Origin of the sequence: Stenotrophomonas sp. (assembly GCF_032099025.1) — a bacterium.
In the GTDB taxonomy this organism is placed as follows: domain Bacteria; phylum Pseudomonadota; class Gammaproteobacteria; order Xanthomonadales; family Xanthomonadaceae; genus Stenotrophomonas.
In genome coordinates this window covers 1-14,588 of record NZ_DAMCID010000029.1, presented here as the reverse complement: position 1 = coordinate 14,588, position 14,588 = coordinate 1, and the positions used below count along the sequence as shown (strand labels likewise).

Genomic DNA, 14,588 nt, shown 5'->3' with positions numbered 1-14,588 from the left:
CGGGTGGACGTGGCGGTGCGGATCTCGCGCGCGATCGACCCGAGCCTGATCGCGCGCTGGCTGGCGCCGTGCCGTTCGGTGCTGTGCGCGGCGCCCGCCTACCTGGCCGAACGCGGCACGCCGGTGAGCGCCGACGAGCTGGCCTCGCACAACTGCCTGACGCATCATTACGTGGGCAGGAGCGTGTGGCAGCTGCAACGTGGGGGCCGTGCGATCGCGGTGGCGGTGGGCGGCAACATCAGCGCCAATGAGGCGTCGCTGCTGCTGGAAGCGGTGCGTGCGGGCGCGGGCATCGCCATGCTGCCCACCTACCAGATCGCGCCCTTGCTGCGGTCGGGCGAGCTGGTGGAAGTGCTGCCCGATTACGAAGTGGAAGGCATGGGTATCCACGCGGTGTATGCGTCGCGGCGACAGTTGCCGGCGTTGATGCGCAGCTTCCTGGATTTCCTGGTGGAGCGGTTTGCGGCGCCGGAGTTCGTGGCGCGGATTTGACGCGTCCTGATGCCGGCATTGCGCGGGACACGCATGGCGTGTCGCTACGTGGCCGGCATTGCGCGGGACACGCATGGGCAGCGGGCGTTGCGCGTAGGGACACGCCATGCGTGTCTGCGCAATCTCGGAATGCGCGCGGATACACAGTGTGCGGCCTACAATCATCGTCCCCACGTTGTAGAAGCGAGTGTCCCTTGACCTATCCCTATCCACTGGTGATCTTCGACCTGGACGGCACGCTGGTCGACAGCGCCGGCGATATCGCCGAGGCGCTCAACCGCACGCTGGAGGACTGGCAGCTGCCGCGCGTGCCCGAGGCCACGGTGCTGACCTGGATCGGCGACGGCGTGCGCCGGCTGGTCGAACAGGCATTCACCGCCGCACACAGCGACATCGACCTGGATCGGGTCATGCCCGGCTTCATGCGCCATTACGAGGCGTGCCTGCTGCGCAGCCCGCGGTTGTACGACGGCGTGGTGCCGACGCTGCAGGCACTGCGCGAGCGCAACGTGGCACTGGCGATCTGCACCAACAAGCCCTCGGCGCTGGTGGCACCGCTGCTGGCGCATCTGGGCGTGCAGGACTACTTCGCGCAGGTGCTGGGCGGCGATTCGCTGCCCGAGCGCAAGCCGAGCGGTGCGCCGCTGCGGCATATCGCGGACCATTTCGGGGTTGCGGTGGCGTCTGCGCTGATGGTGGGGGATTCAATCACCGACTACGCCGCCGCCGTCGACGCGGGCATGCCGGTAGCGCTGGTGCGCTACGGGTATCCGCGCGGGCTGGATCTGGACACCGTGGTGGCGGTGGCCGTCGTGGACGACCTGCGGCAGTTGCCGGGGCTGTAACGCGAGGCGACGGAAGTGCCGACCAGCGGTATGCCCACCTTCGGCGGGCACCCTTCGGGCCGTCGCACGCGACGTCAGGAACGGCGTCGCCTTTCCTTGCGGCACCCACCGTGCAGGAGACGGCGCACAACCGTTGGTCGTGCGCCCCTCTACCTCATTTCGGCTGGTAACGCACGCTCAGGCGGTACTCACGTCCGGGCTGGTTGTACCAGGCCACCGTTTCGTACGCGCGGTCGAACACGTTGCTGACCCGCCCCAGTACCGACCAGTCACGGCTGATCGCGTATTCCAGGCGCAGGTCCACCGTGCCGTAACCGGCCAGGCGCACGGTGTTGTCTGCAGTGTCGTAGCGCTTGCCGGCACCGAACGCGGTGACGCCGGCGCGGAAGCCGCCGACGCTGCGGTCGATGTCCAGGCGTGCGGTGTTCTGCGCGCGGCGGGCCAGCCAGTTGTCGAACTGCGCGCTGCCGTCGGTGCGGTTGCGCGGATCGGTGTGGCTGAGCTGCGCGTTGAGATCGAACCCGGCCACGGTGATGGAACCGGTCAGTTCCGCACCGCGGATACGCGCCTTCTCCACCTGCGACATCATGAAGGTGGTGGAATCGTAGGTGATCAGGTCGTCGATGCGGGTCTCGTACACATCCAGGCCCCAGCGCCAGCTGTCACCCTGCTGCGCGATGCCGACGTTGGCGCTCTTGGAGGTCTCCGGGTCCAGGCCCGGCACGCCGCTCCACGGGTCGTACAGGTCACTGAAGGTCGGTGCCTTGAACGCGGTGCCGTAGCTGGCGTTGAGGCGGAAACCGCCGCCCAGTTCCATGCCCCAGCCGAGGCTGCCGGTGGTGTGGTTGCCGAACTGCTCGTTGTCGTCGTTGCGCACGCTGGCCTGCAGGTGGTGCGCGCCGAAGCGGCCCTGGTACTGCACGAACACGCCGGTATTGTCGCGGCTGTCCACCAGGTAGCCTGCACTGCTGCCGTCCAGGTTGTCCTGGCTCCAGTCGACACCGGCGCTGAGCAGCTGGCCGTCGGCGATGCCGACATCGGCCTGCACCGAGGCGCTGTCGCGGTGGGTCTGCGCCGCACCCAGCCAGGTGCTGTCGTTGTAGTTGTCCGATTCGTTGTCGGCACGGCCGACATTGACGGTCAGGTTGAAGCGCTCGCTCGGCGTGTAACGCAGCTTGCCGCCCAGCACCTGCTGCAGCGTTTCCGAGTAGTTGTAGTACCCGTCGTAGTGGTTCTCGCCTTCGGCACGCAGCGCGGTGCCTTCCACGTTGAGCGTGTCGCTCAGCGCGTAGCCGCCACGCAGGCTCATCGACAGGTTGCGGTAGCCATCGCGGTCGGGCTCATCGGCACCGCAGCCGGCGAAGGTGGCCGCATCGCCGCGGCACGCATTGATGCCGTCGGTGTGCTGGTAGGCGATGTCGGTGCCGAACCAGCCACGCGCGCCGGTACCGCCGAAGCCGCCGCTTGCTTCACGCAGGCCGTTGCTGCCGCCGCCCAGCTGCAGGTGCGGGGCGAAATCGCCGGCATTGCGGCGGGTGAAGATCTGGATCACACCGCCGATGGCGTCGGCGCCGTACAGGCTGGACTGCGGGCCGCGCACGATTTCGATGCGTTCGATCTGCGCCAGCGGCAGGTCCTGGATCATCGCCAGGCCCAGGTCACCGGTATTGATGCGCACGCCATCCACCAGCACCAGGGTATGGGCCGAGTTGGTGCCGCGCAGGAACAGCGAGCTCTGCTTGCCCAGCCCACCGCTGTTGTTGAGGTTGATGCCGGCGCGGCCGCGCAGCAGGTCCTGCAGCGACGGCGCCTGGCTGCGCTCGATCTCCGCACGGTCGATGACCTGCGCCGGCGAGATGCTGTCCTGCAGGGCGATCGGGGTGCGGGTGGCGGTGACCAGGACCTGGTCCAGTGCGGTCGCGTCGTCCTGCGCGGCAGCGACCAGGGGCAATGCCGACAGCACGGCCAGGGAAAGAATCCGGATCTGAAGCGTCATCGTTGACTCCATGCACCGCGCACGCCCGCGCGGCAAGGGTAGGGGAGGTCGTGTCAACGGAGGCATCGGACGGTGGGCGGGCGCACGGCGCCGCTTGCCGCCGCCATGCCCGCCGCATCGCAACCAGTCGTCTTCCAGGCCGGTCTCCGGACTCGCGGGTCGATGGCGGACCATCGCACCAGGCGCCTTCCCATGCGTGAGCACAGTGGCGTATTGCCTGGTTTCCACGCTTACCGTTGCGGGGGCAGTGCCGGGCTGGCAGTGGGCAGGGCCCTGTTGCGTCACCGGCTTCCCGTTTCAACCTGCCGGCATGCGCCGCAGGTCACCTGAAAGTGCGCGCAGTGTAGAGCAAAGCCCCGCACCCGCGGCAACCTGCGGCGGAGCGACGCAGGCCGAGCGGTTAGAATGCGCCTCGCTCTACGAAGGGGTTCCCATGAAACAGACGTGGTTGCAGCACCCTTGCCGGCCTGGCCGTGGAACCCTGCGGTGGCCTGCAGCGCTACGCCACGGGGCAACGGCATGATCCTGGACCTGGTCCGGCACGCCAGCACCGGCCGCGACGGCCATCTCGATGGGCGCAGCGACGCGCCACTCGAGGCAGGCAGCACCGACGCGCTGTGCGAGCGCTACGCCGGGCTGCCCTGGCAGCGCCTGTTGAGCTCGCCGCGCCAGCGCGCAGTGCACACCGCCGAAGCGCTGGCCCTGCCGCGCGGGTTGGAGGTGATCGCCGACGAGGAATGGGAAGAGCTGGACTTCGGCGACTGGGATGGCGTCGCACTGGATGCGCTGCCGATGGACGCGTTGTCCGCCTTCCACCTGGATCCGCACGCCAACCCGCCACCGCATGGCGAGAGCTGGGGGCATTTCGAGCGCCGTATCACGCGCGCGCTGCACCGCCTGCTGGACGATCCCGACCCCGTGCCGACGCTGGTGGTCAGCCATGGCGGTCCGTTGCGGATGGTGCTGTCCCAGGTCTGCGGTTTGCCGATGGCGATGTGCTGGGCGCTGCGTATCGATCACGGCACGCGCCTGCAGCTGCGCGTGGAGCGCGAGGACGGCCAGCTGTGGGGCGAGCTGCTGGAGCTCCAGCAGGCAACGTAGAGCCACGCCCTGCGTGGCTGCGCGCGGTGCCAGATGGTAGAGCCACGCCCTGCGTGGCTGCGCGGCGCCCGAACGGAAAACGGCCACGCAGGGCGTGGCTCTACGGCGCGTCGTCCTGGTCCTGCTCGAATGGCGCGTCATCGCTGACCACCGTCCGGTCATACACCGGTCCGGAGGCCGGCGGTGCCTTCTTCAGCGGCTTGTCGGCGATGATCGCGTCGTACTCGGCCACCAGTTCCACGCGGCGGGCTTCGGGCAGTTCCTGCCAGTGGCAGTCCCGAAGTGCGCCTTCCAGCGAATACAGCAGGTTGAGGCTGGGCTTGAAGCCGGCACGCCTGACCTTGACGAAGGCAGCGACCGCGCCGATGGCGGTCAGCTCCTCGGGCGTGCGCAGACCGACCTGGCGCAGCCAAGCGGCGCTCTTCGGGCCGATGTTGCGCAGCTTGGCGGTCATCCCAGGGCCTCGACGAACACCGCGGCGATCGCTTCCAGACCGGCCTGGTCCTCGGCGTCGAAGCGGGCCAGCGACGGGCTGTCCAGGTCCAACACGCCGATCAGGGTGTCGCCCTTCACCAGTGGCACCACCAGCTCCGAACGCGACGCCGAATCGCAGGCGATGTGGCCCGGGAACGCATCCACGTCGTCAATGCGCTGGGTGATGCGCTGCGAGGCAGCGGCACCGCACACGCCCTTGCTGAGCGGAATGCGCACGCAGGCCGGCAGGCCCTGGAAGGGACCCACCACCAGTTCGGTGCCGTCGAAGAAATAGAAACCCGCCCAGTTCAGCCCAGGCAGCGCGTGGTACACCAGCGCCGAAAGGTTGGCCGCGTTGGCGATGCGGTCGCGCTCGCCGTGCACCAGGGCGCGGGCCTGGGCCAGCAGCTGGCCGTACTGTTCCGGCTTGCTGCCGGTAAGCGTGGAGGTAGTGAACATGGCCGCAGTCTAGCAAGCGCAGCCCACACCGGACCGCCCGGCCACGGAACGCAGCGGTGCCGGTGCGCCACCGCCCTGCCAGCGCCGATAATGGCGGCCCCCTGTCCACCGGCCTGGCCATGACGACCCTTGCCTCCCCGCCCGCCGCGCTTTACATCACCGGTACCGATACCGGCATCGGCAAGACCTTCAGCAGCTGCGTCCTGCTGCACGCGCTGCGCCAGCACGGGGTCCGCGCGGTGGGCATGAAGCCGGTGGCCAGTGGCTGCGAACAGACGCCTGCAGGCCTGCGCAACGAAGACGCGACCGCGCTGCTGGCGGCCAGCGACCCCACCCCGGCCTACGCCGACCTCAACCCGTACGCGTTGCCCCTGCCGCTGGCCCCGGAGCTGGCGGCCGCGGCGGCCGGTGTGACCCTGGCGCTTGCACCGATCGAGGCGGCGTTCGCGCGCCTGCAGGCACAGGCCGACACCGTGGTGGTGGAAGGCGTCGGCGGCTGGCTGGCCCCCCTGTCGACCACGCTGGACCAGTCGCACCTGGTGCACGCGCTGCAGCTGCCGGTGGTGATGGTGGTGGGACTGCGGCTGGGCTGCCTCAACCACGCGCGGTTGACCGCGCAGGCCATCGCCGCCAGCGGCGCGACCTGCATCGGCTGGATCGCCAACGAGGTGGACCCGCAGATGGACCGGATCGACGACAACGTGACGTTGCTGCGCGCGCGCCTGCCGCTGCCGTTCTGGGGCCGCCTGCCGTACGCGCCGGGCGCCGATCCGGCGCAGCTGGCGCGGCACCTGCTGGGCTGAGGCCTACCCGCGCGCCTGCGCAAGCAGCGCGCTGGCGAGCCGCCCGACGCTGGCGACGGCGTCCACGTACCGCGCGTCCAGGTCCTGGCAGCACGACAGCCGCAGGCAGTGCCGGTAGCGCGCGCCGCGCGAATACACTTGGCCGGGCATGAACACCACGCCTTCGGCCAGCGCCTGTTCGAACAACACACCGGCATCCACGCCGGCGGGCAGCTCGATCCACAACAGGAAGCCACCGCTGGGCTGGGTGGCACGGGTACCCGGCGGGAAGTGCTGGGCGACCAGCGCGCGCACGCGGCGCACCTGTTCGCGGTACAGCCGGCGCAACCCGCGCAGGTGGTGTTCGTAGCTGCCCGCTTCGAGGAATGCGCCGACCGCCTCGCCCAGCAGCTGCGATTCAGCCCCGGTGGACTGGAACTTGAGCAGCTGGATGTCCGCCGCGAAGCGCCCGCCATCGAGCCAGCCGATCCGGTAATCCGGCGCCAGCGTCTTGGAGAAGCCGTTGACCACGATCACCCAGCCGTCTTCGTCGAACGCCTTGAGCAGCGGCGCCAGCGGCTCCTGGAACTGCAGCTCGGCATACACCGCATCTTCGATCAGCGGCACGCGGTACTGGTTCACCAGCGCGGCCAGGCGTTGCTTGGCGGCCACTGGCATGGTGCAGCCCAGCGGGTTGTGCACGCTGGGCATGGCCACGATGGCGGCCAGTGCGCCGAGTTCCAGCTGCGCTTGCACGGCGTCGACATCCATTCCTTCGCGCGGGTCTGTGGGCAGTTCGATCGCCTTAAGGCCCAGGTTGCCCAGCAGCGGGTACAGGTTGAAATACGACGGTGCCTCGATGCCCACGGCATCGCCCGGGCGGGTGACGGCGCGCAACGCCAGCTGCAGGGCTTCCATCGCGCCATGGGTGAGCACCAGCCGGTCCACCGTGGTGTGCAGGCCCAGCCGCGGCCCGCGCCGCACGATCTGGTCCAGCAGCCGCCGCGCGCCGTTGGGGCGTGCGTAGGTGCGCACCATCCCCGGCGCGCGGCGCAGTACCTGGACGGTAGCGCGCGCCAGCTTAGCGGCCGGGTAGAAGCGCTCACCACGCGGCCCCGCGAAGGCCAGGTCGACGATGCCGGGTTGCTGCTGGGCGGCCAGCACCCGGGCCATCATCAGCTGCTGGGTCTGGGTGGTGGCCAGCGACGGCGCCTGGCGCAGCGAGCGGGTCGGCTCGGGAAGGCGCGCGCTGACCACGAACCCGGCCTTGGGCCGCGGCATCACCAGCCCGGCGTCCTCCAGCTGCCGGTAGGCGGCAATGACCGTGTTGAGGCTGAGCTGGCGCTGCGCGGCCAGCCCACGCAGCGACGGCAGCCGCGCCCCGGCGGGCAGGCGACCGCTGTGGATGGCATCGGCCATTTCATCGGCGAGGGACTGGTAGAGATTGGCGGCCATGGGAGATCTGTAACCCTGCGGATCACGGATATCCTGGGCTGTACCTGGGTTGCCGGCAAGCGGGTAGGGTTGACGGGTACGCGGCTCTCTCAACGCGCCGACAACGTCGACACCAACCGCGGCTTCTCCCGGTACAGCTGCGGGTACATCCGCTGCAGGGCCGCCACCTTGGGCTGGTCGTTGATGCGGATGTACATCGATTCCGGATGCAGGGTGAGGTAGTTCTGGTGGTAACCCTCGGCGGCCACGAACGGCTTGCCGCCATCCACCGTTGTCACCACCGGCGCGGCATACGCGCGCGCCTTCTGCAGCTGGACGATGTAGGCACGAGTGGCGTCGCGCTGCGCGGCATCATCGGCGAACACCGCCGAGCGGTACTGCGTGCCGCGGTCCGGGCCCTGCCGGTTGAGCTGGGTGGGGTCGTGCGCCACCGAGAAGAACACCTGCATCAACTGCCCATAACTCACCTGGCTGGGATCGTAGGTGACCTGCACCGCCTCGGCATGACCGGTGCGCCCGCTGCCCACGCGTTCGTAGACGGCGTCGGCGCGGCTGCCGCCGATGTAGCCGGAGACGGCGTTGTCCACGCCCTTGATGTGCTGGAACACCCCCTGCACGCCCCAGAAGCAGCCGCCGGCAAACACCACCTGCGCGCGCTTGCCGGGCAGCATCGGATTGGCGGCGCCGGTGGGCGCCGGTACCGCGACCACCGCTTCGGCGGCGGCGGCGTGCGCGGGCCCATCCAGGCTGACCACGCCGCCGACGATGAGTGCGGCGATGGCCGCGGCGATGCCGCCGGCCACCAGTTTGTCGAGTGAAAGTCGCATCTGCGTCTCCTGGTTCAACCAAAGGTAAAGGCGTAGGCCTGCACGCCCGGGTCGAGGAATTCGATCTCGAAGGTGCGTTCGCCGACGTCGCCGGATTGGCGGATCAACTGGTAAAGGCGATGTTCGTCCACCGTGCCGCTGCCATCGGCAGCCACATCGCCGCCGGCCGCCGCGCCGGGCACCTGCCCATCGACGCGCACGCGGAAGCGCACCGGTTTGCCGTCCTCACCCGGTGCCAATACCAGGTGCAGGTCGCGGGCATGGAAACGGAAGGCGATGCGGCCGCCGGCACGTTGCAGCTGCGCGTCTTCGTTGCCTACCGTCCAGCGCCCGGCCAGCGCCCACTGGTTCAGTGCCAGCGTGGTGGGCAGCGCGTAGTCGGCCGCCTGGTCGCGGCGTTGTCCGCCCGGCGAGGCGAAGTTCTCCGCCCGCGCGTGGCCAAGGTAGGTCTCCGGCGACTTCAGGTTGCGCATGTCCGCCTGCAGCTCCACGCCGTCGCGCGGCCCGGCGGCAGTCATCGCCATCGCCTGTGCCGGTTCGTCGGGCAGGGTGTGGCCGGCGTCGCGCAGCAGCTGGCGGATGATCTGCTCGGACTGCGCGTAGTTGCCCTCGCCAAAGTGATGGGCGCGGATGCGACCTTCCGCATCGATGAAGTAATGCGCCGGCCAGTAGCGGTTGTTGAAGCCGCGCCAGATCGCGAACTCGTTGTCGATCGCCACCGGGTAGTCGATCTTCAGGTCCTTCACCGCACGCTGCACGTTGCCCAGGTTGCGCTCGAAGGCGAACTCCGGCGCGTGCACGCCGATCACCACCAGGCCGTGGTCGCCGTAGCGCTGCTCCCACTCGCGCACATACGGCAACGCGCGCAGGCAGTTGATGCAGGAGTAGGTCCAGAAGTCGACCAGCACCACTTTGCCGCGCAACGACTCGGCGCTCAGCGGCGGGCTGTTGAGCCAGCCGGTGGCACCGGCCAGCGAGGGCAGCGTGCCTTCCACCGGCAGTGGCGCGCCGGCCGGAACATTGGCCGCCATCATCGCGCTGCCTGCAGCGGGTTGCTGGCCGGGCAGGGCGTCCAGCAGGCCCTGCTCCAGACGCGCGGTGCTTACCGTGGACAGCCGGGTCAGCACCCCGGTGTCCCAGCCCAGCGCGATGGCGACCACCGCCAGCAGCGCGGCCACACCCAGCCCGCGGCGGATCCACTCGCTGGCGCCGAGCCGCTGCTTGAGCGCGCTGAACACCCGCCCGCCGATCCAGATGGCCAGCGCCAGCGAGGTGGCCGCGCCCAGTGCATAGGCCAGCAGCAGGCCGCTGGTGCCCACGCTCGCGCCTTGCAGCGCCGCCCCGGTCAGGATCAGGCCCAGGATCGGCCCGGCGCACGGTGCCCACAGCAACCCGGTGGCCACGCCGATCAGCAGCGAAGCGCCCGCGCCACCGCGTCCGGCGTCAGTGGCGGCGTCGGCCGATGCGCTCAGGCGCGCGCCCAGCCGCTGGAACGGCGACAGCATGCGGTCGGCCAGTGCCGGCCACAGCAGTGCCAGCGCGAACAGCGCCATCACCACCAGCGCGATCCAGCGCCCGATCTGGTTCGCCTGTGCGACCCACTGGCTGCCCACCGCGGCCAGGCTGGCGACGACGGCGAACATCAGCGCCATGCCGACCAGCAATGGCAGGCCACTGCGCAGGAAGGGGCGGTCGGAGCGGGCGAACACGAACGGCAGCACCGGCAGGATGCACGGGCTGAGAATGGTCAGTACGCCGCCCAGATAGGCAAGGACAAGCAGGAACATGGAGCATCCTTTCAGCTGTGGTGGGGAAACGCCTGCCGGCCAGCGGCCGGCACTACGCGTCGGTGGCGTTTCACGCCGAGGTAAATTGCATTGCCACACCGTTCATGCAGTAACGCAGCCCGGTCGGGCGCGGGCCGTCGTCGAACACGTGGCCCAGGTGGCCGCCGCAGCGGCGGCAGTGCGCCTCGATGCGGAGCATGCCCAGGGTGCTGTCGCGGTCCTCGCCGACGGCGTCGTGCAACGGGGCCCAGAAGCTGGGCCAGCCGGTGCCGCTGTCGAACTTGGTGGATGAAGAGAACAGGGGCAGCGCGCAGCCGGCGCAGGTGAAGGTGCCGCGCCGGTGTTCCTTGTTGAGCGGGCTGCTGAAGGGCCGCTCCGTGCTCTGCTGGCGCAGCACCGCGTACTGCGCCGGGCTGAGCTGTTCGCGCCATTGGGCGTCGGTGCGCATCACCTCGAAACGGCGCGTGGGCGCCGGTGCTGCCGGTGCCGGGCCACTGCACGCGGTCAGGCCGAACAGGCCGGCGGCGGCGCCGATGGCGCCCATGCCCAGCAGTCTGCGACGGGTACAGCGCATGGCCTATCTCCCGGTTTGGAAACGATGGGGCCATGCTGCGCCCGGGCCGATCAACGAATCCTCACGCAGGGTTAAATTTTCCGTGACACATTCAGGGTCATATTTGCCGACAATGCGTCCACCTTCCTGCCCCTGCCACCGGTCCAATGAGCAGCAGCGCCAAGCGTGTCCTGATCGTCGAGGACGATGTCCACATCGCCAACCTGCTGCGCATGCACCTGCGCGACGAGGGCTATGAGGTCACCCATGCGGCCACCGGCGACGAGGGCCTGCGCCTGCTGGAGGAACAGCCCTGGAGCGCGCTGGTGCTGGACCTGATGCTCCCCGGCGTGGACGGCCTGGAGATCTGCCGGCGCGCGCGTGGCATGGCGCGCTACACCCCCATCATCATCACCAGTGCGCGTGCCAGCGAGGTGCACCGCATCCTGGGGCTGGAGCTGGGCGCCGACGACTACCTGGCCAAGCCCTTCTCGATGCTGGAACTGGTGGCGCGGGTGAAGGCCCTGCTGCGCCGCGTTGAAGCCATGGCGCAGAACGCACGCATCGATGCCGGCGAACTGGACGTGGCCGGCCTGCGCATCGACCCGGTGGCGCGTACGGCGCAGGTCGAGGGCCGCGCGCTGGAGCTGACCCCCCGCGAGTTCGACCTGCTCTACTTCTTCGCGCGCCACCCGGGCCAGGTGTATTCGCGCATGGACCTGCTCAACCAGGTCTGGGGCTACCAGCACGACGGCTACGAACACACAGTCAACACCCACATCAACCGGCTGCGCAACAAGATTGAACGTGATCCGGCCACGCCGCAGCGCATCCAGACGGTGTGGGGGCGCGGCTACAAGCTGGTCGAGGGCGGCGAGGGCGCGCCGGCATGATCCGGCTGACGCTGTCGCAGCGGTTGTCGGTGGCCTTCTTCGCGCTGCTGCTGGTGTGCTGCGGCGCGCTGATGTGGATCCAGATGCGCAGCACCACCGTGCACGAGCAGGAAACCGTGCAGCGGTTGTCGCGCGGGCTGGCCGAACACATCGCGCGCAGTGGCGAGCTGATGGATGGCGGCGGCATGCGCAATGGCGAAGTACGCGCGCTGTTCGGCAAGCTGATGGCGGTCAATCCCAGCGTGGAGGTGTACCTGCTCGACGACCAGGGCCGCATCCTCGGGCACGACGCGCCCACCGGCCACCTCAAGCGCGACCGGGTGGACCTGGCGCCGGTGCAGGCGCTGCTGCGTGATGCGCCCTTGCCGATCCTCGGCGACGATCCGCGCAGCGCCAGGGGCCGCAAGGTGTTCAACGCCGCGCCCTTGTTCGTGCAGGGCCGCCAGGCCGGTTACATCTACGTGGTGCTGGTGGGCGAGCAGCGCGAGGCGCTGGCCGCCAACATCGCCGCCAACGCCACGCTGCGCACCACGCTGTGGTCGCTGGCCATCGTGGCGGGCATCGGGCTGCTGGCCGGTGCGGTGACGTTCCGCTGGGTGACTCGGCCGCTGCGCCAGCTGACCCGACGCGTGCAGTCGTTCGACGTGGACGCCGCCGCACCCGCGCAGGCGTTGCCACCCACGCCGCTGCGCGTTGGCGAGCGCGATGAGCTGGCCATCCTGCAGCACAGCTTCGGGCACATGGGCCAGCGCCTGGGCGAGCAGTGGCAGCAACTCCGCCAGCAGGACCTGCAACGCCGGGAGCTGGTGGCCAACATCTCACACGACCTGCGCACGCCGTTGTCCTCGCTGCATGGGTATCTCGAAACACTGGCCTTGAAGGACGCCACGCTGAGCGCGGAGGAGCGCCAGCGCTACCTGGCCATCGCGCTGTCGCAGAGCCACAAGGTGGGGCGTCTGGCGCAGGCACTGTTCGAGCTGGCGCGGCTGGAGCATGGCGGCGTGGTGCTGGACCGCCAGGCCTTCTCGTTGCCCGACCTGGTGCAGGACGTGTTCCAGAAATTCGAGCTGGCCGCGCAGGCGCGCCGGCAGACGCTGGCGGCGGAGATCCCGGCCGGCCTGCCGCCGGTTGATGCCGACCTGGCGCTGATCGAGCGGGTGCTGACCAACCTGCTGGACAACGCGATCCGGCACACCCCCGAAGGCGGCCGGATCACGGTGACGCTGCAGGCGGCGCAGGGCGAGGTGCAGGTAAGCGTGGCCGACACCGGCCCGGGCATTCCGGCGGCGCGGCGCGAGGACCTGTTTCACACGCCGCCGGCGCTGGGCAGCCAGCGCCCGGACAGCGGCGGGCTGGGCCTGCTGATCGTGCATCGGATCCTGCAGCTGCACCAGCGCGAGATCCGCCTGTTGGAGAGCCGCGAAGGCGCGCTGTTCGTGTTCTCGCTGCCCATCGCGAAGCCACGTGCATGACGTTCGACAGGGCGACCACCGACACTGGGCCCGCGCACACCTGAGCGGTGCAATGATGCCCACACCGTCAATCGAGGAGTAACCCGATGGCCATCGCCGCAAGGTGCCACCGCTGGCTGGGGGAAGCGATATCGCTGGTGTGCCTGTTGGGCACGGCGTGCGGCGCGCTGGCGGCAGAGACCTGTCCGGACACGTCGGCGCTGGAGCCGGGCCGGGCGGTCATCCGCGACCTGCAGCGGATCACCACGCCGAACGGCATCCAGGAGCAGTACGCGACGCCGATCGGGGGCGTGTCGCAATGGCTGACCATTCGCGGCGACGACCGCGCCAACCCGGTGATCCTGTTTGTGCATGGCGGGCCTGCCAGCCCGGCGACGCCGAGCCTGTGGCAGTTCCAGCGGCCGCTGGAGGAATACTTCACGGTGGTGGACTGGGACCAGCGCGGCGCGGGCAAGACCTACGCGGAGGCGACGCCGGAGGCCATCGCACCAACGCTGACGATCGAGCGCTACGTGGACGATGCCATCGAGGTGGCCGAGCACCTTCGCACGCACCTGGGCCAGCGCAAGGTGATCCTGATGGCGCACAGCTGGGGCACCATCGTGGCGATGCAGGCGGCGCTGAAGCGGCCGGACCTGTTCCATGCGTACGTGGGCATCGGGCAGATCATCAACCAGGTCGAGAACGAGAAGATCAGCTTTGATTACGGGTTGGCGCAGGCAAAAGCGCACGGCAACGCCAAGGCGGTGGCGGCGCTGGAGGCAATCGCGCCCTACCCGGGCAACACGCCGATCACGCGCGAGCGGATCATCACGGCGCGCACGTGGCCGCAGTACTACGGCGGGCTCACGGCATACCGGGACGATTCAAACTACTACTTCGGGGCGGCCAAGCTCTCGCCGGAGTACACGGATGCGGACCGCTGCAACCTCGACAAGGGCAGCGTGCTGTCGTTGGGGCCGTTGTTGCCGCAGATGCTGAAGGTGGACTTCAACCCCATCACGCGCTTCCCGATTCCGGTGGTGATGTTCATGGGCCGCCACGACTACACCACGCCGACCGCACCCACCGAGCGCTGGTTGAACAACGTGGACGCATCGTTCAAGCAAGGCGTGTGGTTCGAACATTCGGCGCACATGGTGCCGTGGGAAGAACCCGGCAAGACATTGCTGAGCCTGGTGCAGATCGTGCGGCCGCTGGCCCGGTAGACGCGGCTGCCGGTGGGGCGAGCGCGGGGCCGCCATGCCCTTGCCTGCGAATGTCCCTCAACAGCGGCTGCCGGTGGATCGAGCGCCGGGCCGCCTTACCCTTTCCGGCGAATGTCCCCCGGCGTCGGCCTTCGGCCGCCCCCTCCTCCTTTACTTCGCCTACAAGGGCAAGGCGACCCGGCGCTCGATCCACCGGCGTTGGCACCGTGACATCCGCTTTTCCCTGCGAACCGCAAGCCGAGCC

At 69.4% G+C, this 14,588-nt stretch carries 14 protein-coding genes and 1 riboswitch; of the genes, 7 read left to right on the top strand and 7 right to left on the bottom strand.

What is annotated here, in order from left to right; genetic code table 11:
• Both RT456_RS16605 and gph read left to right on the top strand, forming a co-directional pair.
• On the top strand, nt 1-492 hold a 492-nt coding region (locus RT456_RS16605; RefSeq protein WP_313348160.1), incomplete at its 5' end, for a substrate binding domain-containing protein.
• 194 nt (nt 493-686) lie between these two features.
• On the top strand, nt 687-1,337 hold the full coding sequence (gene gph / locus RT456_RS16600; RefSeq protein ID WP_313348158.1) for a phosphoglycolate phosphatase: 651 nt from the start codon (nt 687-689) through the stop codon (nt 1,335-1,337).
• A 154-nt stretch (nt 1,338-1,491) separates the two neighbouring features.
• Here the strand turns inward: gph and btuB are convergent, their stop codons facing one another.
• Nucleotides 1,492-3,333, bottom strand: coding sequence for a TonB-dependent vitamin B12 receptor (gene btuB / locus RT456_RS16595; RefSeq protein ID WP_313348156.1), 1,842 nt, complete (start codon nt 3,331-3,333; stop codon nt 1,492-1,494).
• 119 nt (nt 3,334-3,452) lie between these two features.
• Nucleotides 3,453-3,678, bottom strand: a riboswitch (cobalamin riboswitch).
• A 174-nt stretch (nt 3,679-3,852) separates the two neighbouring features.
• Here btuB and RT456_RS16590 point away from each other — a divergent pair.
• Entirely contained in the window at nt 3,853-4,434 is a 582-nt protein-coding gene (locus RT456_RS16590; RefSeq protein WP_313348215.1) for a histidine phosphatase family protein, read from the top strand.
• 100 nt (nt 4,435-4,534) lie between these two features.
• Here RT456_RS16590 and RT456_RS16585 read toward each other — a convergent pair whose 3' ends face one another.
• Together RT456_RS16585 and RT456_RS16580 are read right to left on the bottom strand one after the other, a co-directional pair.
• Nucleotides 4,535-4,888: a TfoX/Sxy family protein gene (locus tag RT456_RS16585; RefSeq protein ID WP_313348154.1), complete on the bottom strand. Its 354-nt coding sequence runs from the start codon at nt 4,886-4,888 to the stop codon at nt 4,535-4,537.
• Nucleotides 4,885-5,367 (bottom strand): GAF domain-containing protein, encoded by a 483-nt coding sequence (locus RT456_RS16580; protein WP_313348152.1) that lies wholly within the window; start codon nt 5,365-5,367, stop codon nt 4,885-4,887. Before RT456_RS16580 ends, RT456_RS16585 begins: the two co-directional genes overlap by 4 nt.
• Nucleotides 5,368-5,486: 119 nt before the next feature.
• Between RT456_RS16580 and bioD the strand changes: the two genes are divergently transcribed.
• The gene (gene bioD / locus RT456_RS16575) at nt 5,487-6,170 is read left to right on the top strand and encodes a dethiobiotin synthase (protein WP_313348150.1); all 684 of its coding nucleotides are present in this window, start codon (nt 5,487-5,489) and stop codon (nt 6,168-6,170) included.
• Nucleotides 6,171-6,173: 3 nt separating this feature from the next.
• Here the strand turns inward: bioD and RT456_RS16570 are convergent, their stop codons facing one another.
• From RT456_RS16570 to msrB, 4 genes are all read right to left on the bottom strand, one after another.
• Nucleotides 6,174-7,604 carry a PLP-dependent aminotransferase family protein gene (locus RT456_RS16570; protein ID WP_313348148.1) on the bottom strand — a complete coding sequence of 477 codons (1,431 nt, stop codon included), beginning with the start codon at nt 7,602-7,604 and terminating at the stop codon, nt 6,174-6,176.
• A gap of 89 nt (nt 7,605-7,693) precedes the next feature.
• Entirely contained in the window at nt 7,694-8,431 is a 738-nt protein-coding gene (gene msrA / locus RT456_RS16565; RefSeq protein WP_313348146.1) for a peptide-methionine (S)-S-oxide reductase MsrA, read from the bottom strand.
• Between the two features lie 14 nt (nt 8,432-8,445).
• Nucleotides 8,446-10,218 (bottom strand): cytochrome c biogenesis protein DipZ, encoded by a 1,773-nt coding sequence (locus RT456_RS16560; protein WP_313348144.1) that lies wholly within the window; start codon nt 10,216-10,218, stop codon nt 8,446-8,448.
• A 70-nt stretch (nt 10,219-10,288) separates the two neighbouring features.
• Nucleotides 10,289-10,792: a peptide-methionine (R)-S-oxide reductase MsrB gene (gene msrB / locus RT456_RS16555; RefSeq protein WP_313348142.1), complete on the bottom strand. Its 504-nt coding sequence runs from the start codon at nt 10,790-10,792 to the stop codon at nt 10,289-10,291.
• Between the two features lie 146 nt (nt 10,793-10,938).
• On the opposite strand from msrB, the gene RT456_RS16550 reads away from it, so the two are divergent.
• From RT456_RS16550 to RT456_RS16540, 3 genes are all read left to right on the top strand, one after another.
• The gene (locus RT456_RS16550) at nt 10,939-11,664 is read left to right on the top strand and encodes a response regulator transcription factor (protein WP_313348140.1); all 726 of its coding nucleotides are present in this window, start codon (nt 10,939-10,941) and stop codon (nt 11,662-11,664) included.
• Nucleotides 11,661-13,136 (top strand): HAMP domain-containing sensor histidine kinase, encoded by a 1,476-nt coding sequence (locus tag RT456_RS16545; protein WP_313348138.1) that lies wholly within the window; start codon nt 11,661-11,663, stop codon nt 13,134-13,136. Before RT456_RS16550 ends, RT456_RS16545 begins: the two co-directional genes overlap by 4 nt.
• 86 nt (nt 13,137-13,222) lie before the next feature.
• Nucleotides 13,223-14,344 (top strand): alpha/beta hydrolase, encoded by a 1,122-nt coding sequence (locus RT456_RS16540; RefSeq protein WP_313348136.1) that lies wholly within the window; start codon nt 13,223-13,225, stop codon nt 14,342-14,344.
• Nucleotides 14,345-14,588 lie beyond the last annotated feature (244 nt).